Source organism: Winogradskyella endarachnes (genome assembly GCF_009741275.1).
Taxonomy (GTDB): Bacteria; Bacteroidota; Bacteroidia; order Flavobacteriales; family Flavobacteriaceae; genus Winogradskyella; species Winogradskyella endarachnes.
On sequence record NZ_WOWS01000007.1, the window covers coordinates 38,707 to 64,946 of the forward strand.

22 protein-coding genes are annotated in these 26,240 nt (G+C 30.3%); 7 read left to right on the top strand and 15 right to left on the bottom strand.

The window, feature by feature from the left end:
* Genes GN138_RS14400 through GN138_RS14410 form a run of 3 tightly spaced genes read right to left on the bottom strand, consistent with a single transcriptional unit; the run spans window position 1 to window position 1,900 of the window.
* Window positions 1-441, bottom strand: a complete 441-nt coding sequence (locus GN138_RS14400) for a hypothetical protein (RefSeq protein WP_157364699.1) — start codon at window positions 439-441, stop codon at window positions 1-3.
* A gap of 14 nt (window positions 442-455) precedes the next feature.
* Complete coding sequence (locus GN138_RS14405) at window positions 456-1,355, bottom strand: hypothetical protein (RefSeq protein ID WP_157364700.1); 900 nt, start codon at window positions 1,353-1,355, stop codon at window positions 456-458.
* Between the two features lie 50 nt (window positions 1,356-1,405).
* Window positions 1,406-1,900: a YkgJ family cysteine cluster protein gene (locus tag GN138_RS14410; protein ID WP_157364701.1), complete on the bottom strand. Its 495-nt coding sequence runs from the start codon at window positions 1,898-1,900 to the stop codon at window positions 1,406-1,408.
* Window positions 1,901-1,970: 70 nt separating this feature from the next.
* Here GN138_RS14410 and GN138_RS14415 point away from each other — a divergent pair, with 70 nt between their 5' ends.
* Complete coding sequence (locus GN138_RS14415; protein ID WP_157364702.1) at window positions 1,971-2,672, top strand: class I SAM-dependent methyltransferase; 702 nt, start codon at window positions 1,971-1,973, stop codon at window positions 2,670-2,672.
* A gap of 182 nt (window positions 2,673-2,854) precedes the next feature.
* On the opposite strand, the gene GN138_RS14420 is transcribed toward GN138_RS14415, so the two are convergent.
* The 3 genes from GN138_RS14420 to GN138_RS14430 form a co-directional block, all read right to left on the bottom strand.
* On the bottom strand, window positions 2,855-4,483 hold the full coding sequence (locus GN138_RS14420; protein WP_157364703.1) for an amidohydrolase: 1,629 nt from the start codon (window positions 4,481-4,483) through the stop codon (window positions 2,855-2,857).
* 82 nt (window positions 4,484-4,565) lie between these two features.
* On the bottom strand, window positions 4,566-6,287 hold the full coding sequence (locus GN138_RS14425) for a porin family protein (protein ID WP_157364704.1): 1,722 nt from the start codon (window positions 6,285-6,287) through the stop codon (window positions 4,566-4,568).
* A gap of 61 nt (window positions 6,288-6,348) precedes the next feature.
* Window positions 6,349-9,369, bottom strand: coding sequence for a tetratricopeptide repeat protein (locus GN138_RS14430; RefSeq protein ID WP_157364705.1), 3,021 nt, complete (start codon window positions 9,367-9,369; stop codon window positions 6,349-6,351).
* Window positions 9,370-9,614: 245 nt separating this feature from the next.
* Between GN138_RS14430 and GN138_RS14435 the strand changes: the two genes are divergently transcribed.
* The 3 genes from GN138_RS14435 (at window position 9,615) to GN138_RS14445 (ending at window position 12,665) form a co-directional block, all read left to right on the top strand.
* Window positions 9,615-10,298 carry a cell division ATP-binding protein FtsE gene (locus GN138_RS14435; protein WP_157364706.1) on the top strand — a complete coding sequence of 228 codons (684 nt, stop codon included), beginning with the start codon at window positions 9,615-9,617 and terminating at the stop codon, window positions 10,296-10,298.
* 125 nt (window positions 10,299-10,423) lie between these two features.
* Window positions 10,424-11,728 carry a capsular polysaccharide export protein, LipB/KpsS family gene (locus GN138_RS14440; protein WP_157364707.1) on the top strand — a complete coding sequence of 435 codons (1,305 nt, stop codon included), beginning with the start codon at window positions 10,424-10,426 and terminating at the stop codon, window positions 11,726-11,728.
* A gap of 1 nt (window position 11,729) precedes the next feature.
* On the top strand, window positions 11,730-12,665 hold the full coding sequence (locus GN138_RS14445) for a glycosyltransferase family 2 protein (protein ID WP_157364708.1): 936 nt from the start codon (window positions 11,730-11,732) through the stop codon (window positions 12,663-12,665).
* On the opposite strand, the gene GN138_RS14450 is transcribed toward GN138_RS14445, so the two are convergent.
* Window positions 12,651-13,055, bottom strand: coding sequence for a sugar 3,4-ketoisomerase (locus GN138_RS14450; RefSeq protein WP_157364709.1), 405 nt, complete (start codon window positions 13,053-13,055; stop codon window positions 12,651-12,653). The two genes, GN138_RS14445 and GN138_RS14450, sit on opposite strands and share 15 nt — an antisense overlap.
* An 8-nt stretch (window positions 13,056-13,063) precedes the next feature.
* Window positions 13,064-14,149 (bottom strand): glycosyltransferase, encoded by a 1,086-nt coding sequence (locus GN138_RS14455; RefSeq protein ID WP_157364710.1) that lies wholly within the window; start codon window positions 14,147-14,149, stop codon window positions 13,064-13,066.
* Between the two features lie 82 nt (window positions 14,150-14,231).
* On the opposite strand from GN138_RS14455, the gene GN138_RS14460 reads away from it, so the two are divergent.
* Window positions 14,232-15,386 (top strand): glycosyltransferase, encoded by a 1,155-nt coding sequence (locus tag GN138_RS14460; RefSeq protein ID WP_157364711.1) that lies wholly within the window; start codon window positions 14,232-14,234, stop codon window positions 15,384-15,386.
* A gap of 14 nt (window positions 15,387-15,400) precedes the next feature.
* Here GN138_RS14460 and GN138_RS14465 read toward each other — a convergent pair whose 3' ends face one another.
* The 6 genes from GN138_RS14465 to GN138_RS14490 all read right to left on the bottom strand — a co-directional run bounded on the left by GN138_RS14465 (window position 15,401) and on the right by GN138_RS14490 (window position 22,768).
* Window positions 15,401-16,693, bottom strand: a complete 1,293-nt coding sequence (locus tag GN138_RS14465) for an O-antigen translocase (RefSeq protein ID WP_197429358.1) — start codon at window positions 16,691-16,693, stop codon at window positions 15,401-15,403.
* A 4-nt stretch (window positions 16,694-16,697) separates the two neighbouring features.
* Window positions 16,698-18,014, bottom strand: a complete 1,317-nt coding sequence (locus GN138_RS14470) for an O-antigen translocase (protein WP_157364712.1) — start codon at window positions 18,012-18,014, stop codon at window positions 16,698-16,700.
* Window positions 18,015-19,118 carry a DegT/DnrJ/EryC1/StrS family aminotransferase gene (locus tag GN138_RS14475; RefSeq protein ID WP_157364713.1) on the bottom strand — a complete coding sequence of 368 codons (1,104 nt, stop codon included), beginning with the start codon at window positions 19,116-19,118 and terminating at the stop codon, window positions 18,015-18,017.
* A gap of 8 nt (window positions 19,119-19,126) precedes the next feature.
* Window positions 19,127-20,122 (bottom strand): GNAT family N-acetyltransferase, encoded by a 996-nt coding sequence (locus GN138_RS14480; RefSeq protein WP_157364714.1) that lies wholly within the window; start codon window positions 20,120-20,122, stop codon window positions 19,127-19,129.
* A gap of 71 nt (window positions 20,123-20,193) precedes the next feature.
* The gene (locus tag GN138_RS14485; RefSeq protein ID WP_157364715.1) at window positions 20,194-21,138 is read right to left on the bottom strand and encodes a glycosyltransferase family 2 protein; all 945 of its coding nucleotides are present in this window, start codon (window positions 21,136-21,138) and stop codon (window positions 20,194-20,196) included.
* A 37-nt stretch (window positions 21,139-21,175) separates the two neighbouring features.
* Window positions 21,176-22,768: a hypothetical protein gene (locus GN138_RS14490; protein ID WP_157364716.1), complete on the bottom strand. Its 1,593-nt coding sequence runs from the start codon at window positions 22,766-22,768 to the stop codon at window positions 21,176-21,178.
* A 273-nt stretch (window positions 22,769-23,041) separates the two neighbouring features.
* On the opposite strand from GN138_RS14490, the gene GN138_RS14495 reads away from it, so the two are divergent.
* Window positions 23,042-23,659: a class I SAM-dependent methyltransferase gene (locus GN138_RS14495; protein WP_157364717.1), complete on the top strand. Its 618-nt coding sequence runs from the start codon at window positions 23,042-23,044 to the stop codon at window positions 23,657-23,659.
* Window positions 23,660-23,775: 116 nt separating this feature from the next.
* Here the strand turns inward: GN138_RS14495 and typA are convergent, their stop codons facing one another.
* Complete coding sequence (gene typA, locus GN138_RS14500) at window positions 23,776-25,575, bottom strand: translational GTPase TypA (RefSeq protein WP_157364718.1); 1,800 nt, start codon at window positions 25,573-25,575, stop codon at window positions 23,776-23,778.
* A 214-nt stretch (window positions 25,576-25,789) separates the two neighbouring features.
* Here typA and GN138_RS14505 point away from each other — a divergent pair, with 214 nt between their 5' ends.
* Window positions 25,790-26,149, top strand: coding sequence for a hypothetical protein (locus tag GN138_RS14505; RefSeq protein ID WP_157364719.1), 360 nt, complete (start codon window positions 25,790-25,792; stop codon window positions 26,147-26,149).
* Window positions 26,150-26,240 lie beyond the last annotated feature (91 nt).

A 26,240-nucleotide genomic window follows, 5' to 3' on the forward strand; every position in this document is an offset into this window, starting at 1 on the left:
TTAATGTTCATAGGTATACTCACCATAAAGATCTATGGTATTATTACCGTTATCTAAATATACTTTTATAACTAAAGTCGTTTCAGTAAGTTCTATTATTTCTCTCTTAATATTAGGGTCTTCAAAATCAAAAACTGTAATATTAGTGCCATCAATAATCAATTCGCGTGTTTGCTCATTTGGATAATAAAAATCACCGCTAATTTCATAAGTTCCAGTATATTTATGAGTATCTGGCTCTGGGTCATTACAGTCTATAGCTCCAGAAGCATAGCTTGTAAATGTTCCATTTGAATTTAATAAAAGGCTATTTTGTTCTGCGCATAACCCAACTCTATACCATTGACCATATAACAAGTTTAAATCTAGGTTTGTTGTATCATCGTCAGAAGAACAGCTTAATACAAACATTGCTAGTAAACATGTTATTAGTCTTTTCATAAGTTCAATCTAAATTAATTATTGAGATTAATAATCATTTGTGCTTTCTTCAAATTTACTGAAGAAATTTTAGATTGCCATACTGCAGCATTAGTTTCGTCTTTTAAAATCTTATAAGCTGTATAGTATAATAAAGCTGCAAAGGACTGATTGTTAGTCTCTACATTTTCTGCATCCATACGCTTTAATTGTCTTAATACCTTTTTAGGACGTTTAGCAATTAAACTCTGCTGAATACCTAAAAGGTCTACACGTTGCCTTAAAGATAATTTATTTTCTTCCTTAGAAGATTCTACATAAGTTTCAGCTTCTTCTAAATAAATTTTTGATAATCTTATAATATCAGCTCTTACATCATCTTTCATATACATTGCGTAATCTAAATATTTTGAGGCTAAATAATATGCCGAATAAAAATCTTGTTTCTGACGATAACCTTGTAATTCCGCTTCAATATACTCTGTATTTAAAGCGTATTTTTGAATGAATATTGAAATATTCTCGTAATCCTCTGAAGTGTCGTTAACATTAAGAATATTACCATTTATGTCTAAAATTTTAATAGAATCGTCATTAAATTTATCAATATAACGCTGACTTCTTTTCCCTTTTATTTTCTCATATAAATCTGCATATTGATATTCGCTGACTATTACAGGAATAAAGTTTTTCCATATAAGCGGACTTATCTCCTCATCCTCAAACAAATTATTAATGAATACTACATTTCCATTATCATCATTTACTAAAACAGGATATTGATAATACGTTGTTTCTTCCCAAACCATTAAAATCATTTTGTTCTCAACAGAGGCTAAACTTTGAGCTATTTCTAGATTAGTCATCCAGGCTTGTGAAAACGAAACATTAACCATTAATAGAAAAAATGCAGTTTTTATAAAGAGATTTTTCATGTATTATTTTTAACGGTTTATCATCAAGAATTATTCCTAAATTAATTCATCTAATATTGAATGCGTTTTTTCATTTCTTCAACAATATTAAATGCTGCCGGACAAATAGCAACATTCTTCAATGTTAAATTAGAAATTTGCTGAAACTTTTTTCTATCTGTATGCGGAAATTCTCTACAAGCTTTTGGTCTTACATCGTAAATAGAACAGTAATTATCTGCGCCCAAAAATGTACAAGGTACTGATTGTAATACATAATCGTTCTCTTCATCTAAGCGCAAATACGTTTCAATAAATTGTTGCTCTTTCATCTTAAAAGACTTAGAAATACGCTGAATATCTTTATCTGTAAACAAAGGACCAGTTGTTTTACAGCAATTAGCACATTCTAAACAATCAGTACGCTCAAATTCATCCTCGTGTAACTCTTGCATTAAATAATCTAGCTGTTTTGGTGGTTTCTTTTTTAGCTTGGTAAAAAAAGTTTTATTCTCCTTATGCTTATCTTTGGCGAGCTTTGGAAGGTTATTGATTTGGTCTTGCATAACACAAATTTAAGTAAAGTTCTCGATACTATTTTGAGAAAGATTGAAATCACTAGAACTAACGGAAATTATGAAAAAGGATATTTTTGGAAAAGCATTGTTAGATTACCAAAACGGAAATTACTCTGAAGACCTTATTACATCTACAAACATTTCAGATGAGGATGTTTTACCATTACCATATTTATTTAGACCATATTCGGAAATGCCAAAACTAGAGCAAAAGGCTTTACAATTATCTAAAGGACTTATTTTAGATGTTGGTTGCGGCTCTGGAAGCCACTCGTTGTGGCTACAAAACAAAGGGTTTAAAATTAAAGCAATTGATAGTTCTAAAGGTGCTATAGACGTTGCTAAAGAAAGAGGTGTTATTAATGCCGAATTAAAACCAATTTTACAAGAAACTGAAACGTTTGATACCATTTTATTATTAATGAATGGTACTGGGATTTTTCAAGAATTGTCTCTTGTTTCTCAAAATTTGAAACATTTAAAATCTTTATTAAAACCCAACGGACAAATTCTTATTGATTCTTCTGATATTTCTTATATGTACCAAGATGAAGATGGTGGACAATGGTTAGACCTCAACCAAGGTTATCCTGGAGAACTCGATTACTATTTGTCTTATAAAGGCGAAAAAGAAGCTGCTATGAAATGGCTTTATCTCGATTTTGAAACATTGAAAACAGCTTGTTTAACTGTTGGTTTAAAATGTGAGAAAGTTATGGATGGCGAACATTTTGATTATTTGGCGCGTATTACTTTATAAGGTTTTATATAGAAAAGGCTTCTCGCAGAGGCGCAGAGACGCTAAGTCTTAATGCAGAAGAACAACCCATTTCATTATTTTATAAAACCTACCAATTATTTTTCACGCCAATACAACAAATTGAATCATACTTTTTAAGGTCAAGAGTCTTTGCTACTCTGTGCCTTTGCGAGAAAATTCATCTATTGCACTTCACCACCAACAACAGTATTCAGCACCTTAATATTAGGAATCTCCTTTGCTTCAACCGTCATAATATCTTTATCTAAAATGATAAAATCTGCATATTTACCAACTTCAATACTTCCTTTATCGTTCTCTTCAAAATTAGAAAAGGCTGCCCAAATCGTCATTCCTCTTAAAGCTTCTTCCCTAGATAAAGCATTTTCCATTTGAAAACCACCTTCAGGATAGTGTTCTAAATCTTGCCTAGCCACAGCAGCATAAAATGTTAAAAACGGACTAACACGTTCTACCGGAAAATCGGTTCCTAAAGCTACCATTCCATAAGCTTCTAATAATTGTTTATAAGCATAAGCACCTTTAATGCGTTCTTCTCCTACTCTATCTTCTGCCCAATACATATCGCTTGTAGCATGCGTTGGTTGAATTGATGGCATTACATTTTTATATAATTCAAAATCTTCATCAGATACTATTTGCGCATGTTCTACACGCCAACGTCTGTCCTTTTTTCCTTTTAAAACCTTATTATAGGTTTCTAAAACCGCTCTGTTTGCAGAATCTCCAATGGCATGGGTATTCATTTGAAACTCGGAATTTGCAATACGCTCTGCCGATTTTTTTAGAGTCTCTAAATCCGTAACCATTAAACCTAAATGCTCTGGTTTATCGCTATACGGTTCTTTTAACATGGCACCTCTAGAACCCAATGCACCGTCGGCATAAAATTTAAACGAACGTACATTAAGTCGGTCTGTTTTGGTAATGCCTTTATTCAAAAAATAATCTAAATTTTCTTCGGAATACGAGACCATCGCATAAATACGCATTTTCAATTTACCAGATGCTTGTAGGTTTTCTATAATTTGAATAGATTCCTTATTTAAACCAGCATCATCAACGGTTGTTAAACCTAAATCGAAACAAATTTTCTGAGCTTCTAACAAGGCCTTTGCTTCTTCTATTTTAGTTGGTTTTGGCCAATAATCCATTACTAATTGTTCTGCATTATCAATTAAAACACCTGTTAACTCACCGTTTTCCAACACAACTTCGCCTCCATCAATTTTACTGTTTTTGGTTACTTTACCTAAGTCTAATGCTGCTTGGTTAGCTAAAATAGCATGTCCATCTATACGTGTTAAAGCAATTGGTGTATTAGGAAATAATTTATCAAGTAAATTTTTATTTGGATATTGTTTGTCTTCCCAATCATTTTGGTCCCAACCACGTCCTAAAATAAAATCTTTGTGTTTTTCATTTTGAAAATCTAAAACGCGCTTCACTACATCTTCAAAGCTTTTTGTACCAAATAAATCAACAGCTTGCTGATTAAACCCTAAACCTAAAAAGTGACAATGTGCATCTATAAAACCTGGCACTATTGTTTTTCCATTGGCGTTAAGCGTATCTATTGCTTTGTATGTTTCGTTAATTTTAGATGAGGAACCAACAGCGAGAATTTTACCATCCTTAACGGCAAATGATTCGGCTTTACTAAAGTTATCATCAACCGTATAAATATTAGCGTTTGCTACAATTAAATCGGCTTGTAATTTATCTTTTTGACATGCAAAGAAGGTTAAAAGCAATAGGATTGAAAATAGTCTGTAAGTCTTAAATTTCATGGTTGTTGGTTTATAAGCTTTGTAAAAATAAGAAAAGCGCTCCAAATGGAACGCTTTAGGTATTTAACAATTATAGTCTTTTTTAAAAATCAAACTGATACGTTGCACCTGCTAAAAACTGAATGCCTTGCACAGGAAAATTTAACCAACGGTCATAATCTTGATTAAAAATATTATTTGCTTTTGCAAAAAACGATAATTGGTCATTTAATTTATAACCAACGTGTGCATTGAGGTCAAAATAACTATCTAAACTTACTCTTGTAACTTCTGCTGTATCAAACAGCATTTCTACAATTTGTTCATCTTTACGTTCGCCTACAAAATAACCACTAGCACCTGCAAACCATTGTTCTGATATTTGATAATCTACAAATATAGATGCTTCTAAATCTGGTAAGTTCCATGCTTGTGCTTGGTCTTTCATGTCATAGGCAAAATACTCACCTTTAATTCCCAGAGAAAAATTTCTGTTGACATCTACATTTAACTCTCCTGAAACAGAGAATGTAGTAACATTGTCGTAAACTATTCCAAAAGAATTTCCGTATTGGTAATCTTCGGTTGGTGTTGCAACGGCTGCATTAGATTTATATAAAGCCTTATCTTTTTCTGAACCGTAATTTCCTCTAACATTATAACTCACATTATTGGTTAATTTACCTTTTACACCAACAAAAGCTTTAAATTGTTGATTGGTTGGGACAATGGCAAGCGTTGGCGATACAAATGGATTTTCATTAGCAAATTGATAGTATGAATTCTGAATCACCTCTCCTTTTAATCCACCATAAGCTATTAATAGTTCATCTACTAAACGATAAGATGCGTCTACATTAGGATGGAAGTAAAATTTGCTTTTGTTGTACTCAGTGTCGTTAAGATACGTTAATCTCACCCCTAAATTAAGTGTTAAATCATCTCTAATTAATTGGTAAGAAGGTGCTACACCAAACATAATATTACCGTAATTTAACTCATCTACTCCATTGTAATCTGTATCAAAACCTCCTGCTATACCTTCTAAAAATACCTCAGCATCAATATCTGCATCTCTTATGGCAACTTCAAAATTTGTGTTTGCACCAAACATGTTTTCACCAGAACTTCTATCATCTCCAAAGCGTCTAAAACGTATACTTGCATCGTTTAAAATAGCATCCTTAAAATCAATTTTTCCACCAATATTAAAGCTCGTAAAATTATGTTTTGGGTCTATAACATTGGCCTCTGCTTCACCAAAATAATCTTGAGGTAAGCCATACCAATTATACGTTTGCAAATCAATACCTCCATCTACTTTCCAAGAAAAATCTCTTAAGGATTTAGAGTAATATGCGTTTAATTTTGTTTTTGAGAAATTATCGTCAAGTAATAAATCATCTATTCCACCTTGAGAAGAATGATGACTAAAGTAACCACCAACATTTTCATCTCTACTTAACTCATGGTTAAGATACACTTCACCTAAAATAGTTGTGTACGTACCCACACCTAAAGACGCATAATTATCATATAATTTTACGGCTTTAGCCTTATCTACGGTTGCAGCTTTTCCTTTTGCTGGTGTAAATGTAGAAGCCACAGGAATTGAGAAAATATTATATTTTATTTCCTTTTTCTTTACGGCGTTGGAGTCATTCAATTTTGGATTATCCTTAATTTTAAAGGCATCTGAAATTGTTGGCTGATATGGTTTTATAACATTAACCGTTTGGTCTGCAATAGTATCTTTTTCTTGAGCATTAACAAAAGAAAAACTACTTGCTATGGTTAGTATAAAAATTAAAAACTTGATTTTCATTTTATATGTTTTGATTTGAATTTGCTTCAACTAAGAGATTCCGTTTTTCAAAGGGATTGTTTTAGTCTTCAGTTTCAATTGATGAATTTGTCTTCGCTTCTTCGGCTTTTATTTTATTCAGTTCTTGCTGTGCTTCATTTACAACCTCAGTAAAATCTGGGAAGTTGCTAATTACACTTTCTAAAATGTATGTGGCTTGAAAAGCATCACCTAAGGCATAAAAATTCTTTGCCATAACCACTAATCCTTTGGCACTAAACAATTTGTAGCTTCCGTAATCTTTAGCTAATTTCTGAATCACTGTATTAGATGCTTCATAATCACCTGCTTTATTTTTAAAATAACCATTGTAGAATAACGCTTCTGCTGCTACACTTCCTGTGGCAATAGTTTCAATTTCTGCATAAGCTGTTTTGGCTTTAGTTTCGTTTCCTGTTTTTATAGCCGAACGTGCAATGATTAATTTAGCATCACTCTTAACTTTGTTATCTAAGTTTGAATTGCTTAATACTTTTTCGGCATAACTCTCAGCTTTTGCAAAGTCTTCTGTTTGATAATATGCATTCATTAAATTAGATTGTGCGTAGATGACATTCTGAGGATAGTCTGCTTCTAATTCTAAATCTTTTAAAACAGGTATCGCTTTGTTCCAGTTAGAGTTACTTAAATAAATTTCGCAAAGTTTAACGGTTGCTTGTTCGGTATATTCAGATTTTGAAGCTTCAACAACGGCTTTATAATGTGGTTGCGCATTTTCTAACAACCCTTTTTTATAATACAATTGTGCGACATAAAAATGGGCTTTTAAACTATGAATACCGTTTGGAAACTCATTTAAATATTTATTAAACTGACGAATTGCTTTATCTGTTTCATTATCTAAATAAGGTTTCTCTGCTGCTAAATAGGTGGTATTATCTAAATCAATATCTGAAACCTCTACATAATCTAAGGTTCTAACCCAATTGGCATATTCATCTACACGACCTAAATCAATGTATATTAATCTTACCGTAGAAACCGCCTGAACAGCTTCACCCGAACCAGGAAAATCGGTTGCTACTTTCTTAAATTTGCTCAGTGCTCTTTCATTATCATTTCCGTTATAATACACTAAACCTTGACGCAATAAAGACTTAGATGTAAATGCACTTTTACTGTATTCAGCATTCAACCTATCATACATTTGCATGGCTTTATCAGTGTCGTTAGCTTTTACATAAGAATTGGCCAACTCATACATGGCATCATCTCTTAAAGCCGATTTAGGATAATCATTTATAAACGATTTTAATTCTGAAATTTTAGCGGACCCTTTCCCTAAATATCCTTCACTCATGGCTATCTGAAAAGCAGCATAATCGGTTTCAATTTTATTAAGTTTAATTGCTTTTTTATAAGAATCTATAGCGTTTTGATATTGGCTAGACACAAAATAACCATCTGCTAATCTCAAATAAGCATCATTATTTCGCAACAAATCTGAAGAATTAGATTGTATAAATTTTTCAAAATAAGTGGAAGCATTGTTATATTCTTTCAACTTAAAATAGGTGTAAGCCAGATTGTAATTAAGATTTTTATTTTCTTCTAAACCTGAAGCTTCATCTAAACCTGCAAATTGCTTAAAGCCAATTAAAGCGTCATTATAATTGTTTAAGTTATATTCTGTTTCGGCTTTCCAAAACGTTGCTTTGGCTACAAAAATTGGATCAATTGACTCTTTTAAGGAGCCATTAAACAAGTCTAAAGCTTCATTATATTGATTTTCATTATATAATTCTACTGCTCTAAAGAAGGCTACTTTTTGGTAGGCTTCCTTATTTTCAAAACTATTTTTACCTTTTAAAAGTTCTAAAGCTTCCTTGTAATTTTTTGAGGTGATGTAAGAGTCTATTAACAGTGTTTCAATTTCTTCTTTATAACCAGAATCTGGATATTGATCTAAATAACCTGTTAAAACCTGAGGAACAGATTGGTATGGATTACCAATCTCGTAACTAATCTTAGCATAATTTAGCCATGCATCTTCTTGAATTTTTAAATCATAATCCATTTGGGACGCATTTCTAAACGCATTTAAAGCTTCTTGCTTTTTATCTAAATTGATATAGCTTTCTCCTAAATGGTAATAGGCATTTTGTGCCACGGAGTTGTCACCACCTATAATTTTATTGAATTCTGAAATGGCACTTTCAAAATCATTTTGTTTATAATACGCATAACCTAATTGGTAATAATCTGTATTACTCCATTTTCGGTTTTTACCTTTATACGCTTTTAAATACGGTATAGCATCTTCATATTGCCCAAGATTAAAGAAGCTCTCACCAATAATTTTTGATAATTCAGACTTTTCAGCGGCATTACTTTTTGGCAATTGTTCTGAAGCCAACTCTATGGCTTTATCAAACTTACCTAATTTAAAATTTAAATCGGCTTGGTAGTAAGATAGTTTCTCTTTGTACTTCTCATTATCGCTTACTTGGTCAAAATATTCATTCGCAGTATCATAATCATCACCTTGGTATGCTAAAAAACCGATGTAATACTTAGCCTGAGAACCATATTCTTTAGAATTTACAACTCGGTTTAAATACTTAGTTGCCTTCTTCTCGTCTTTTGTAGAATATAAGGAATACCCATAATTAAAATTAAAACGTTCTTTTTCTGCACGTGCAATACTTCTTTCATCTACACGCTCGTACCATTTGCGAGCATAAGCATACTTTCCGTTGTTAAAATAATAATCAGCTACATCTAAAAATGCTGTATTTCTTTTAGTACTTGTTGGGTATTCATCTACAAAATCTGTTATTAAATCGTCTGCATTTTTCTGATTTAGACGCACAGCACAATTTGCAATATAATAGGCACAATCTGACTGAATTGTAACATCAGTAGTGTTATCCTTAATAGCGTCAAACAAAGACTGCGCAGCTTTGTATTGTTTATTATTATATAAAGTTAATGCTTTTTGATAGTCTTGTAGATTGCTAGTATAAACGGCAGATTTTTGTGCCATACCAAACGAAGTAAAAACTATAAAAACGATGATTAACTGTCTTTTAAGTAGCATCATTAGTTATGTGTTTAATTGATGATTTAATTTAAGTTCAAATATAATTATATCCCAAATCTATAACGACAGAATTTGCTTATAATTATAAACCAGTTATTAATATTTGCTTGGTTACCGTTAGTTAGCAGTTTTAGGTTATAAAATACTAACGTAATTATAATTTCGTTTACAAATTAACTGGTAGCTTTTGGGATTTGAGATTTTAAGCAATACATTTACATTTACCAAATAATTATATCAATACTATGTCTGAAACGGTTTTAAAACTAAAGGATGCCACAATTTACCAAGGCGGAAGTGTAGTACTTTCTAAGGTTAATTTTGAAATGCAAAAAGGAGACTTTGTTTATCTTATAGGTAAAACAGGAAGCGGAAAAAGTAGTTTTATGAAAACCCTTTATGGCGATTTAGAATTAACTGAAGGCGAAGGTTCTGTGGTTGATTTTAATCTTAAAACTATGAAAGAGAAAGACATTCCGTTTTTAAGACGAAAACTGGGTATTGTATTTCAAGATTTTAAATTGTTACCAGATAGAACCATTATTGGAAACTTAGAATTTGTTTTAAAAGCTACAGGCTGGAAAGAGAAAAACAGAATTAAAGATCAAATTGATAATGTCTTAGATAAAGTAGCCATGAAAACTAAAGGATTTAAATATCCTCATGAACTTTCTGGCGGAGAACAACAACGTATTGCTATTGCAAGAGCATTGCTAAATGACCCAGAACTTATCTTGGCTGATGAGCCCACAGGAAATTTAGATCCACAAACAAGTATTGAGGTTATGGAAGTATTGCAAGAGATAAATAAAAATGGCAATACAATTTTAATGGCCACACACGACTACGCTTTGCTATTAAAATATCCGAGCAAAACTTTAAAGTGTGATGAGAATAAAGTTTTTGAAGTGGTACAGCGAAAAGGGTAATTGGTTATTGGTTGTTGGTTGTTGGTTGTTGGTTGTTGGTTGTTGGTTGTTGGTTGTTGGTTGTTGGTTGTTGGAAATTTACATTAATTTCTCCATCGATTTAAGCCAAATTTAGATATTAAAACATGACGGTAATATGCATTGGGTATTTTGATAAATTTTCGAGATTCTTTCTAGATATAGAGAAGCATCTTAAAGTTAATTCAAAAGCTTCAATTCAGTATAAAATTTACAGCATTCACCTCAGTGGTTTTCTTTATACCTTATTCCGATTAAAATTTAGCAGTTGGATTGCTTTAAAAGCTTGGTTTTTAGCACAGCGGAAAAAAAAGACTTATAAAAAAATTATTAGCTCTTCTGAAATTTACAACGAGGTTGCATATATAGATTGTGTTCAATTTCACAAAGCGTTAAACTCTAAAATTTCGAATACATCACTAAAGCTTCAAGCACTCGCATACATCGATATTTTTGAAAAAAGATTTACAAAACAAACACCCAATTATTTATTAACCCTTGGTGATTCTAGACTTTGTGTAGAAATAGCAGTTGCTGTTGCCAAAAAACATAACATCAAAGTTTATTATATAGAACAGGGTCCATTTAATACCACTTTTTTTGATGATGAAGGTGTTAATGCTAATTTGAGTATCCGAAATAAGAGCGCTCTTAACGTGCCAAATAATGCAGAAAAATATAATGACAAGCCGTTAAATAATTTTGCTAAAAAATACAATCGTTCTCCTTTTTATCGTGGAATGGATGTTCTATTTTCCATATTATTTGAAAAAACTACTATTTGTCCTCCAGACTTAAAGTTTACAGATATTGTACAACGCTCAAGAAAAAGGAATAAAAATTCTTCAAAAGCTTTAAAAAACACTTTGCAACCTATTGCTTTGCTCGTGCTTCAGGTTCCTTTAGATGTTAATATGATTTATCATAGTCCTCATTTTAAATCGCACACTGAAATTGTAAAAAGTGTGTACAACAATTTACCTAAAGGTTTAAAATTAGTGATTAGAGAACATCCACTTTATATTAATAAATATGACAACGATTTGTACGAATTTATAAAGTCTAACAATATTTTAATTGATAATTCAACACCTTTAAATCTTGCCTTAAAAAAATCTAATATTGTCATTGTAAATAACTCTACCGTTGGTATAGAAGCCATTCTCAACTATAAAACGGTTGTGGTTTTAGGTAATGCATTTTATGATAACAACGCTATTTGCCTAAAACTTGAAGATAAAAAGGAACTTTCTCAAATCTTAGAAAATGCCGTTGATTACAAGCCTAATAAATTAAAAATTGATACTTTTAAAGTAGCTTTATTTAACAGTGTTTTACTGCAAGGTGCTATTACAGATAGCACTTTAACGTCTTCAAAAACAATTGCCAACCATTTAATACAGAATTTATAATATGCCTTTTTTCTCAGTTATAATTCCGTTGTATAATAAAGAAGACCACATTGAAAAAACTTTACAAAGTGTACTTAATCAAAATTTCAAAGATTTTGAAGTTATTATAATAGATGATGGCTCAACAGATAATAGCGTAAAAAAAGTAAAAAAGATAAAGGACAGTAGAATTAAACTTTATTCTCAGAATAATTGTGGTGCTGCAGAAACAAGAAATATTGGAGTTAAAAAAGCCAATGCCAAATTTATAGCTTTAATTGACGCGGACGATTTTTGGTACACAAACCATTTGGAGGAGCATTTTAAATCCATAACAATGTTTCCAATGGAAAGTTTATTTTCCAATGCTTATCAATTAAAATTATCAGAAACTAATTTAATTAATGCAATTTACAACACACCCAAAAAAACAACACCACATCTTATTGAAGATTATTTTAAAGCAAGCACAATTCATCCAATAGCAATGACATCTTCAATAACTTTTAATAAAGTTGACTTTTTAAATTTAGGAGGTTATAATTCAGAAATATTATCCGGTCAAGATTTAGACTTAATGATACGATATGGCATTTATAAAAATATTGTATTTAACCCTATAATCACGTGTTATTATGACAAATCTGTACCTAATAGTCTATCTAAAAGCAATCACCAAATTAGTAAAGAAAAATTATTTAGTAGTTTTAAAGAATTTGAAGTCGCCAATACCTCGCTAAAACATTACTTAATACTTAATCGTTATTCTTTAGCTATTCAGTGTAAGTTAGCATCAAACGAAGTAACCTATAAAAAACTACTTCCGCAAATTGATAAAACACATCTAAATTTTAAGCAAAAACTAATTCTTAAAATGCCTAAGAGTATAATATTATTAATGAAAAAGGTTTATTTAATTTTTATTAAAAATGGGATTTATATATCATCTTACAAATGATTTAAACTCATCATAGTTTCTTATATATTCACTTTCATTAAATTCAGTAGAAGCTAAGACTAGACAAACCGAACCTGATGAAAAATTCTCTATTTCCCTCCACATTTCTGTAGGTATAAACAAACCTTGATTAGGCTTATTAAGCAGGATTCTTTTTTTAGATAATCCATTATCTACTACAACCTCAAAACTGCCACTAAGCGCTATAATTACAGATTGTTGTTCTTTGTGAGCATGACCACCTCTAAAACTATCGCTAGGCACATCGTACAAATAATAAATACGTTTTATTTTAAACGGAAGAACGTCTTTTTCCACAACAGCCAAACTTCCTCTTTCATCATGTACTTTAGGAATTTCTATTATATAAGTTTCTTTTTTTCTGCTCATTTTAAGGTTTAGTTTAAGATTGCTTGCCACTGTTTGGCAATATTTTCTTGGTTATATTTTAAAACACTCTCTTTGGCATATTTTTTACAATTGTTATAAAGTTCCTTATCAAAATACAGGGAATTCATAGCTTCTGCTAAAGCATCAGTATTATAATTCTCAACTAACAATCCATTTTTATTATGCTGTATAATATCACTTGGTCCAGATTTACAATCTACAGAAATACAAGGTGTACTGAGAGATAATGATTCTAAAATCATCCTTGGAAATCCTTCGTAATGACTCGTTAATACTGTAAATTTTGCATTCGCAATTAAACTATTTGGGTTAGGGTTAAAATCTAAAAATTGAATAAAATAACTACAAGACATTGCAGCAACCTTCTTTTTAAAACCAACCTTATCCTTCCCTTCACCCATTATTATTAATTTAACTTTTTCTTTATGCAACTGGGATTTCTCATAAGCTTTAAGCAATAATGATACATTTTTAACTTCATCTATTAGTCTTCCAAAAAATAGAATATAATCTCCATTGATTAAGTCTGTTGAAACTTTTTCAATACTTATGTCAACTGGGTTATGAATAGTTATAGCATTTGTAAAATGAAACTTACTCCTTAACTCTTCTGTGATAGCAGTAGAAACACCAATTACCTTAAAAGCACTTCCGTAAATAAACTTTGCTAACCACGCATTTGTAGGCATATAATTAACTAAGTTAAAACTACGCATACAATAAATTGTTTTACTTGGTTGGTAAAGTATTTTTGAAATAATAAATTCTCTTATTCGCCTTACTCTGGTTCTGTTATCTATAACAAAATCGAAATTATTTGATCTTAAATAGTTATAAAACAATAAAAAACGCTTTATTCCTCCAAACCAATTAGAATTCTGCTCTTTTATTTTTCCTAAATTTAGAAGCGTTCCTGCATATTTATAATTAATATCATTTAATACAGTAACAACATGTACCTCGTGCCCTAAATTAGACAACATAATTGATAAGAGTGCCGCAGAGCGTTCTGCGCCTCCACCTGCTAACGATTTAACAACAATACATATTTTTTTCTTTACTGGATTACCCATTAAATACTATATTTGAAAACAAATGTAAGCATATATATTAGACATTTTTACTAAACATTTCTCAGCTTAATCTATAAATAGAATGAAAATTTTACTCGTTGGCGAATACAATAGAGCTCATAGAAATGTAAAATTAGGATTAGAAGAACTAGGACATTCTGCAAAAGTTGTTGGTTTAACTGATGGCTTTAAAAAAGTGAAAGTAGATATTGAAATAAAAAATTATTTTGAATCTGGTCTATTAAAAAAACTAAAAGTATTATTTGTAAAACTCTTCAATATTGATATTCTTAGTTTACATTTAAAACATCAAATAAATTCTAAAAAACAGGAATTATCTAATTTTGATATTATACAATTCATTAACGAAGCACCCTTTGGATGCGACAGAAATACTCAAAAAACATTATTTGAACTATTAATTGAATGGAACAAAAATCCGTTTCTCCTATCTTGTGGTACAGATTACATTTGCGTAACACATTCTTACAATAAAAAGTTTCGATACTCTATTTTAACGCCATACTTTGATGGAAAAGGCTCAAAAAAGGATTATTCTTCGCCTTTAAGCTACTTAACAAAATCTCATAAAATTCTTCATGATTATATTTATAATACCATAAAAGGTGTAATATCAAATGACCTAGATTATCATATTCCACTACTCGGACATCAAAAATATTTGGGGATGATTCCACATGCTATTAATTTAAGCAAACTTGAGTATTCTAAACCAAATATTAAAGATAGAATTGTTATTTTCCATGGTATCAATAGTTTTAATTATTACAAAAAAGGCAACGATATTTTTAATGATGCCCTTACCATTATTGCAGAAAAATTCCCAAACAAAGTTGACATAATTATTACTAAAGATTTACCATATAAAGACTACATTAAAAGTTTTGACAAGGCGCATATTTTACTAGACCAAGTTTATGCTTATGACCAAGGTTATAATGCACTAGAGGCCATGGCTAAAGGTAAAGTAGTATTTACTGGTGCAGAAAAAGAATGGTTAGACTATTATAATTTAGAGGAAGATACTATTGCTATAAATGCCTTACCAGATGCTGAAGCCATTGCAAAAAAATTAGAATGGTTAATTCTTAATCCGGAAAAAATTATTGAGATTTCTAAAAAAGCCAGACAATTTGTTGAAGCAGAACACGATCATATTAAATGTGCTCAAAACTACCTAGAGAAATGGCAAGCACAAATAGAGAGTAGAGAGTAGAGAGCGTTATATTATCAAGATTGCACTTCTAAATCTGTTTTGCTATAATAATTTTTAATTACCATTATTACCACTATAAAATAAATTATATATCTCACAAAATGAGCCATTACAACACCTTCTGTTCCGTAATATGAGATAAACAGTTTTGTTAGTCCAAAAAACAAACCTAATGAAACTAGTTCTGTAATTACAAAGCTTTTTACTAAACGTTTAGCTAAAAACTGATGTGCTAATACAACCGACGCCAAACGCACTAAGTCCCCTAATAGTTGCCATTTAAACAACGGTTCCATTCCCGTAAAATCTGGATAAACAAACTCAATAATTAGGTTTCTCAAAAAATATACCAACAACATACCTAAAGCAAAAATGGGTAAAATGGTTTTGTAGATATTTAAAACCTCTTGTTTAAACTCTACTTTATTAGTAATGTTTGCAAATTTTGGTAGGACGTATAGAGTAAATAAACCTGTAGCAAATACCATATAATTTTTAGAGATAAAGCTCATGGCTGTCCAATAACCAGCTTCATTGATATTTAGTTCTTCGGTAACTAAAGACCTAACATCTAACTCAATATAATTGATTAAAAATGAAGAGATAAATGACATTAAAGTAAATGCTAATAATTTATTTCGGTAATAAAAATTGAGCTGAATAGAATTAAAATGAACATACCTTTTTAAAGTTTTACCAAATACAAAAGCTAAAACTATTAATTGAATTAGAGGTGCTAATGCAATAGCAACTATTACACCTTTAATATCTTTAGAATACAAACCTATTAATAACGCAGCAGCGCCAAGGAGGTAACTAATTAACTCTATTTTAGCGTATCTTTTATAGTCAGACAAACCACTAACAACACCATTTACCACTCTATTTACGGCTATAAAAGGCACTATTACTGCCAGTAATTGAAAGACATAATTATAATTTTGAGAATAAAACACACTCTCCGAAAAATAAGAAGCTCCAAAAAATAAAATTACTGAAGACACTATAGAACCAATAACCACAAAAAGTGTAACTGTAGAAAATAATTTAGATAGCTCAGGTTGGTCTTCCTTAAATTGAGCCACATATTTTACAACACCTGAGAAAACTCCAAGTGTAGATGTTGTGGTAAGCATAGCCAGCAAATTTCTAATTTGGCCAATATTTGCAATACCAGCTTCACCAACGGTCACCGCTAGTAATCGTTGTATAAAGACTGAAACAACTAACCTAATAAATATAACTACAGCGTTAAGAGAGGTTATCTTAAGCACAGTATTGTTGCTAATAAATTTAGGAAGTTTCACGGTTTTAATTGTAAGATTCGTCTAAACCATCATCATTCAAAATCCCGAATAATGAGCTATTAAAAATCAGTAATATGATAGCAAAATATAATAAATAGCTCAAAAAATGACCCATAACAACACCTTCTACACCAAACTCGTCTATAAAATAAATACTAGAAAAATACATTATTACAAATAGAAACACCTCTAAAATTAAAAAATGACCAAACATCTTTTTTGCCAAAAACTGGTAAATAATGACCATAGCTAAAACACGAATTATATCACCCAAAATCTGAAAACCGAATAAATTTTCTACCGGCTGAAAATCTTCAGAAAACAAAACCTTTACCAGTACAGACCTACTTATGTATATTAAAAAAAGTAATATTATAAAAACTGGCATAACAGATTTGTAAAAATCTAACACCTCTTTTTTAAATTCAGTTTTTGTATTAATTTCTGAAAAACGAGGTAAAATATACAATGCCATTAAGGAATTGATAAACATTAAATAATAATCTGAAACTCTCGTCATTGCGGTCCAATAACCTGCTCCTTTTATACCTATTTCAGTAATAAGATGATTTCTAATAATAATCATCACTACAGGTATTGCAATTGCACTTACTAATGCCATTATCATATACGGACTTAAATTTTGCAAAATAGACAAACTAACTTCCGATATTTTTATAGAACCCATTAAACTTCGTCTAAAAACTATACCTACTAGCGTTATTAGCAAACTTAAAGCTGGTGTTATAACAATGGCCATCAAAGCACCATTAATGTTTTCTTGATATATTAAAACTAAGGTTACTAACAGACCTAAAACTTGACCTAAGATATTTATTATTAATAAGTATTTGTATTTAGAAAATCCATTCATAATAGAAAACACATACATATTTAAAGAATAGAATGGTAAAACTATGGCTAAAGTTTCTATAATATAGGTGTAATTATAAGTTGAAGAAAACAACATATTATTAATAAATTCAGCATTGTAATAACACAATATTGCCAGAATCATTGATGAGAAAAAGCCAAAATAAAACACAGTAGATAATGCTTTACTTAATTGTAACACATCGTTTTTTACTTCATTAATTTGTTTTACAAACCCTTTATATAAACCAGAAATAGCTAAAGATTGAACAACACTCAAAAAATTTCTCAAATTACCAATAAGAGCCATTCCGTATGGCCCTACAAAAAGCGCTATAAATTTTGATATAATTATTCCAGATACAATCTTCAATCCAATATTTGCAGATTTTAAACCTGCAGATTGTACTAAAACTTCTTTGTTTATATAATTAAAAAATCGCTTCAATTAGTAAGAATTTAAAACTTCAATTACACCTTGCACTTCATTTTTGGTCATTACGGGACTCATAGGCAAACTAACTATTTTATTATGAATATTTTCTGTAATAGGCAAACTTAAACCTGAAAAAACACCTAATGCCTCTTGTTGATGTGGCGGAATTGGATAATGAATTAGCCATTCGATTTTATGCAAATTTAAAAAATTAGTAAAATGTAGTCTATCCTCTACCTCTACTACAAAAGCATAAAAAACATGATTCTGAGAACCATTATAAAACGGTAGTTTAATTTTTGGGTTAGTAATGCCGTTAATGTATGTTTTTGCAATTGCTCTTCGTTTATTATTATCGCTATCTAAAGATTTTAATTTAATATTTAGAAATGCTGCTTGCATATCATCTAAACGACTATTGTAACCTATTATTTTATTAGTGTATTTTTCGGTACTTCCGTAATTGCGTAAAAGCTTTATTACGTTTACCAATTGGTTATCATTAGTAGTTACAGCGCCTCCATCACCAAGTGCACCTAGATTTTTACTTGGATAAAAACTAAATGCAGCAGCATGCGATAAATTTCCTGCTAGAGAATTATTAAACTCTGAAACAGCACCATGCGCTTGTGCTGCATCTTCAATTAAAAGCAAATTATGTTTTTGGGTTACATCTTGTAAACTTTCAACAGCACACAACTGACCATATAAATGAACCATAATTATAGCTTTAACCTCATCATCTATATTTTCTTCTATGGATTGAATAGATATATTGTAAGTATTTGGGTCTGGCTCAACCAAAACAGGCACTAAATCTGCATGTAAAACCGACAAAATTGTAGCAATAAATGTATTTGCTGGCACAATCACTTTATCGCCTTTCTTTAATTTTCCAAGATGTATATAGCCTTTTAAAATAAGTGTAAGAGCGTCTAAACCGTTTGCAGTACCAATACAAAATTTTGTACCACAGTAAGAAGCAAATTCACTTTCGAAATTAGAAACATTATGTCCTAAAATGTAATACGAATCCTCTAAAGACTTAGAGAACGACGCTTCAAAGTCATCTTTAAATCGATTATTAATTTTATGTAAGTCTAGAAATTTAATCATATTTAAATCTATACTCTTGGTACTATTAAATTTTTATAACTACTCGTTTTTAATAAAAACGTATTGGCAGTATGGCTGCGAGCTCCGCAACTTTCTTTCCAAAAGATAAGACCTTCATTTATTTTACTGCCATTATCTTCACTAGATATATTAAAATCGAAATAGCGTTTGTTGTTACACATTTTATTGATAACATAATCGTACGCTAAGTCTAAACTTCCAAAAGAATTTTTATCTACATTTCCAGAAACATACTGAGGATGCACCGTGGTTTCGGTTAAGAAAACGGTTGTACCTGCAACCACTTTATTATCTTTATAAATATTTACTTGTTTTATGTTATTTGGAAAACGAGAGGCTAACAATTCTATTTCTTCTAAAGAATGCACAGGAGAAATATTGTGTTTATTTTTTAAATTAGGTATTAGAACATCATGCCAAAAATCGGCAAAATTTGAATCTACTTTTAATTCCAATCCTGCTCTTATAGCTTTATTGATACCTTCTCTTCTATTTTTTTGAAAACGCAATTTATGAGCGTAATCAATAATCATTAACACATCTTTCTTAACTAATTGTGCATTGGCTTTATACAGAAAATAATCGAGTTCATCTGATGGCATTTTATTATAAAACGTTGGTATTACACGTATTTCTATTTCTTTTACACCTTTAGCTTCATAAAAAACCAACATTGCTTTAAATGCCTCAAAAGCATGAAAAAATTTAGCACTTTCATTTAACACAAAGCTTCCATAGGTTAAACCTTGATGAGAAATTACTTTAGTACCAATTTTATTTGCAGGAAGTAAAGCGTATAATTCATTGTCCTTAAAAATTAAAACTGAAAAATCTATGAACCTATCACTGTGATAATCCATAAAATTTCTATGAAACAAAAAAGTACTATTCTTTGCTTCATTAACGAATGAATTCCATAGGTCTTTATAAGACTCATTATATCTAACGACCTTAAAATAGTTTTTAATTCTTAAATCTGACATCAATCAAAAATAATTCTAATTTTCTATTAAGCTTAAACGTGTTTAAAAAGAGTAACATTTTTTATCTCTCATTATTTTTTGAAGGCATCAATATTTGTAGAATCAACAATATAAAGTGGCCTATTTTTAACATTAACATTAATTCTGCTTATATATTCACCTATAACTCCAATTGACAATAGCTGAATACCTCCAATAAAAGACGCACTAATAATTAAAGACGTCCACCCTGTAATAGTTTGTTTTAATACAAAGTGTGAAAATATAGCAAAAATGATTAATAAGAATGAAAATATAGAGATGATAAATCCCAAGCGACTTACAAACAGTAAAGGCTTATCTGAAAACCCAGTTATTCCATCAAAAGCTAAACGGAACATTTTACTATATGAATATCCGCTCTTACCATGTTGACGAGATTCTCTATTATACATAACATAAGATTGTTTAAAACCTAACCAAGCTATCTGGCCTCGCAAAAATTTATTTTGTTCTGGCATTCTATTTATAGCCTTAACTACTTTTCTAGACACTAATCTAAAATCTCCTGCATCTAAAGGAATCTCAAAAGAAACTATTTTTTTTAGTAATCTATAGTATAATTTAGCTGTAATTTTTTTTAAAAATGTTTCTCCTTCACGCTTTTCTCTTTTCGCATATACTACATCATAACCTTTTTTGTACTTTGCATATAATTCTGAGATTAATTCTGGTGGATCCTGCAAGTCTGCATCAATAATCACTGTGCAATTTGCATTACAATGCTCTAAACCCGCAGAAACTGCAACTTGATGTCCGAAATTTCTACTAAAACCTATATAAATTACTCTATGATCTCCTTCTGATAGTTGATGTATTATTTGCATAGAATTATCTTTACTACCATCATTAATAAACAGAATCTCATAATGCTCTGTAATGGCAGAAAGTGTTTCTTTTAACCGTTTATAAAGAACCGGTATGTTATTAGATTCATTATAAACTGGTATAATAATGGAAATTTCATTGTCTTGCATATACATTTTTTTTAAGACTATACTAATATAGCTTAATTCAATGATTTTTATTACTATTATTGGTAGACTGATAAACATTGAAGTAACGATTACTCCAAATAATTTTATACTTATTTCTATTTAAAAAAGAGTTCATAACTAAATTCCTTTCGTTACTATGACTATTACTATTTAGTTTTTCAGTTGACATATATTCAAAAATTGGTTCTGAAAAATTATAAAACGTATCAAATTTTTGTTGTAATACTATTGGCAAATTTGGTATTTCTCTTTCTGCCTTTAATAGCTTTTTTTCAAATGAATTATAATCATAAATCCATACCCAAGGATTATACATATATGGCTTAGTTTCAGTTAAAAAATGAACCATAGGTATTTTATCGTATATCATTAAATAGTCATTGGGTTTAACAAATTTATTTAAATTAAGAAGTAATTCATTAATTATAACAGCTCGTCTCTCTGTTGTGTATATACCTTTCGCCAAAGGACTATGAATAGCGTAAGTCTTTTCAAATCTACTTCCTTCGTCAAAATAAGACTGCTGAGATATATTATAAGTTTTTAGCAACAAAAAAGCGATACTTAATGCTAATAAAAAATTCTGAGTCAAACCCTTTGGAATATTAAGTTGCAACCAAATTTTTGAAAGTTTTGTGTTAGGCAAAAACTCATCTAAACTGCTAACAAGGTAAAAGAATAATGGCAAGCCGACCCATATTCCCATATAACCACTATTTTTAATACCTCCTCCTGTACCTAGTGAAATTGTTATCAGCGTTATAAAAGACAATAGGCCAATAATCTTAAGCTCAAATTTCACCTTATTTATAATAAGGGTAGCACAACTGCCAACCAAACATAAGCCATAAATTGGATAAATATTTTGGGTATTAAACCAAAATATAAATAGAAAGACTGCAACTGCAAAAATTAGAGCGCTTATTATTTTATAATTGGGTTTGAAACGGTTAAAAACATATAAAAACCCTATAATTAAAACGAACTTAGCTAACTCTAAAGCTATACTCCTGTAATTAAAATATGGCGCTTTAAAAACAGAAACAAAATTATGAGAACTATTCTCTGTCTGCCCTAAATCTACGATAGTTAGAAGTGCATTTTTCATAATCTCTATTTGATTTAAAGACCATAGCGTAATATAAACAACTGAAAATCCTAAAACAGCACCAATAGCAATAAAAGCAAGAGGTTTTATTGATTTTTTAACGTTCTCTTTTCTCAGATAATAGGCATAAGGAATTATAATAATTAATGAAAAAAGCACCAAATTAGGAATTCTAGTAAAGACATTTATACTCAAAAGAAATCCTGCTAATGAAAATAAGAATAGATTATTTTTAAAAACAGCCTTATATAAAGTAAATATTATTAAAACTGACATGAAAGCTGTCAACTGATTATGATAAAAGGTCAAGTAACCAAAGTCATTAACAAATACAACCATTACCAATGACAGAAGCAAAAACCTTATTTTTACAAATGGTTTTAATAATTTGTAAGACATATAAAATGTTGATGTATTTACAATAATTGCCAGTAGTCTAAACCACAAAATTCCGCCATCACTATAAAGTTGATACCAAAGTCCGCCAACTATACCAGCCAACCAATACAAGAAATTATATTCTACACTTTCTGGGTTTGTAAAAATTTGCTGATAAAAAGTTAAAACAAAACCATCATCACAAACATCAAAACCCTGAAAAGCTATGAGTAATTGCACAAATACTACAATCAACAAAGTAATGGTAAAACTTATATTTTTACGTCTGAATGTTTGATTCATTCAATATTTATTATTTTTATTAAATATCAAATATAACATCTTATTTGAAGCTTATTCTATTAATTTTGTTTCGATAAAAAATAGACATTTACAGTGCAATTAAATCTCGACCCAAGAAAAGTTCTTAGCCATCCAATAGTTTATACAACTTATCAAAAAATTGTTGGAGGTTATAGAGCTCGAAAACTTTTTGTTGAAAACAATGTTAAGATTAAACCAGGACAGAAAATATTAGACATTGGCTGTGGTCCTGGAGATATTTTAGAATTCTTACCAGATGTAGATTATACAGGTATTGATTTAGACGAAAATTACATTGCACAGGCCAAAAAAAAATATGGACAAAAAGGCCATTTTAAATGTGCTGGTGTAGATGGTTTAGATTTAAAAAACAATAACACCTTTGATATAGTAATATCTGCAGGAGTATTACATCATTTAACCGATGAACAGTGTTTTAATTTATTTAAAATTGCAGTAAAAGCTTTAAAACCAAACGGTCGTTTTATTTCATTTGATGGATGCTATATTCCTAATCAAAATAAAATCTCAGAATATTTCTTGAAGAAAGATAGAGGTCAATATGTGAGAAATCAAGCTGAATATGAACGTCTCTCTAAAACATACTTTAATTCTGTTAAGTCTACCATAGATGAATCTTATTTTTATATACCATATACTTCAATTATTATGGATTGCAAAAATAACTAGCTTTAAATTAAACATATGCTTACAAAAAAAAGAGAAACACTTTTCAGTATTTCTCTTTTTATAAATTATAAATCATCTTCGAGATTCTAAAATAAATTCAGAATGACAAAATGGTATTACATATTTTTGTTACGCTTACGATCTACTTCTTTTAAATAGATTTTTCTAATACGTAAATGGTTTGGTGTTACCTCAACATACTCATCTTTCTGAATATATTCTAAAGCTTCTTCTAAAGAAAACTTAATTGCTGGTACAATCTTAGCTTTATCATCTGCACCAGAAGAACGTACGTTACTTAATTTTTTAGTTTTAGTTACGTTAACCGTCATATCATCACCACGAGAATTTTCTCCAATCACTTGACCTTCGTAAATATCTTCACCTGGATCAACGAAAAACTTACCTCTATCTTGTAATTTATCTATAGAATAAGGAATTGCTTGTCCGTTTTCCATAGATACTAAAGATCCATTTTGACGTTCTGGAATCCCTCCTTTAAGTGGCTTATAATCTACAAAACGGTGTGCCATAATGGCTTCACCTGCAGTAGCCGTTAATAATTGATTTCTTAAACCAATAATACCACGAGATGGCACCAAAAATTCACAAACCATACGGTCACCTTTAGCTTCCATACTCGTCATTTCACCCTTACGCATTGTTACCATTTCAATCGCTTTACCTGAAACATTTTCTGGTAAATCAATGGTCATTTCTTCAAAAGGTTCACATTTTACACCATCAATTTCTTTAATGATTACTTGTGGCTGACCAATTTGAAGTTCGTAACCTTCACGACGCATTGTTTCAATTAATACTGACAAGTGCAATACACCTCTACCAAAAACCATAAATTTATCTGCACTATCTGTTTCTTCAACACGTAATGCCAAGTTCTTTTCTAACTCCTTTGTTAAACGGTCTTTAATATGACGCGATGTTACAAACTTTCCGTCTTTACCAAAGAAAGGCGAATCGTTAATGGTAAATAACATACTCATTGTTGGCTCATCAATAGCAATTGTTTTTAATGCTTCAGGGTTTTCTGCATCAGCTACTGTGTCTCCAATTTCAAAACCATCTAAACCTACAATGGCACAAATATCGCCTGTTTGTACTTCTTCTACTTTTAAACGACCTACACCTTCAAACGTATGTAATTCTTTAATTTTACTCTTAACAATAGAACCATCTCTTTTTACTAATGAGATTTGTTGGTTTACTTTTAAGCTACCTCTAGTTAAACGACCAATAGCAATTCTTCCTGTAAAAGAAGAATAATCTAAAGATGTAATTAACATCTGCGTTGTACCTTCTTCAAATTTTGGCTCTGGTATATGTTCAATCACCATATCTAATAATGGCTCTATATTTTCCGTTTCATTTTGCCAATCATCACTCATCCAGTTATTCTTTGCAGAACCGTAAACTGTAGGGAAATCTAATTGCCATTCTTCTGCACCAAGCTCAAACATTAGGTCAAACACTTTTTCGTGTACTTCATCTGGAGTACAGTTTTCTTTATCTACTTTGTTTACAACCACACATGGTTTTAAACCTAGATTAATAGCTTTCTGTAATACAAAACGTGTTTGTGGCATTGGTCCCTCAAAAGCATCTACTAAAAGTAAAACACCGTCTGCCATATTTAATACACGCTCTACCTCTCCTCCAAAATCGGCGTGACCTGGTGTATCTATAACATTAATTTTTGTATCCTTGTAAGTTACTGATACATTTTTTGATGTAATAGTAATACCACGCTCTCGTTCTAAATCATTATTATCTAGAATTAATTCTCCTGTTTTTTCATTTTCACGAAATAATTGACAGTGGTGCATAATCTTATCTACCAATGTTGTTTTACCGTGATCGACGTGTGCAATAATTGCGATGTTTTTAATCTTAGTCATAACTGATGCTGATTTTTAAGCGTGCAAATGTACGTCTTATTCTGCTTTTTACGTTAATAATATGTTATTATTTCACTTTGAAGCTTAATGTAGCCTTATTTTAGAGTAAATATATGAATTACAGCATTAAAGCTAACTTTTAAAGACTTATCCCTAACTAGGTATTTAAATAAACATATATTTAGATTAAATCCTAACCCTTAATATTTAGCAAATGTACTCTATAAGCAAACTCACTAAGTTTATTCCTTATCTTTATTTTTTATCCGTTATCACCTATTGGTTTACAACATTTAATAAACTAGAAGGTATTATTGCCTATCCTATTTTACTTTGTGGTATTCCATTTATATGGCAACTTTTTAAACCTAGTCGTCAATTAAATTTTAGCCTGGGTATTATTTTTGTTTGTCTATCCTCTTATCTGGTATTTGCCTACCTATTTAATATTTTACATATTTTAAACTGGACAGAAACCATTGAAAAAATTCTATTCTATAGTGGCATTTTAGTGGTTGGTAATGTTTTTATGTCTCTTTGGATGATTAGAAATAGTATGAATAAGGTATTTTGAGTGTTGGTTGTTGGTAAAATATGAATTTATCTTCGGAACTATGAGGCTTTGACACCTACCAAATTGTTAATGTAGAATACCTTGCAATTAA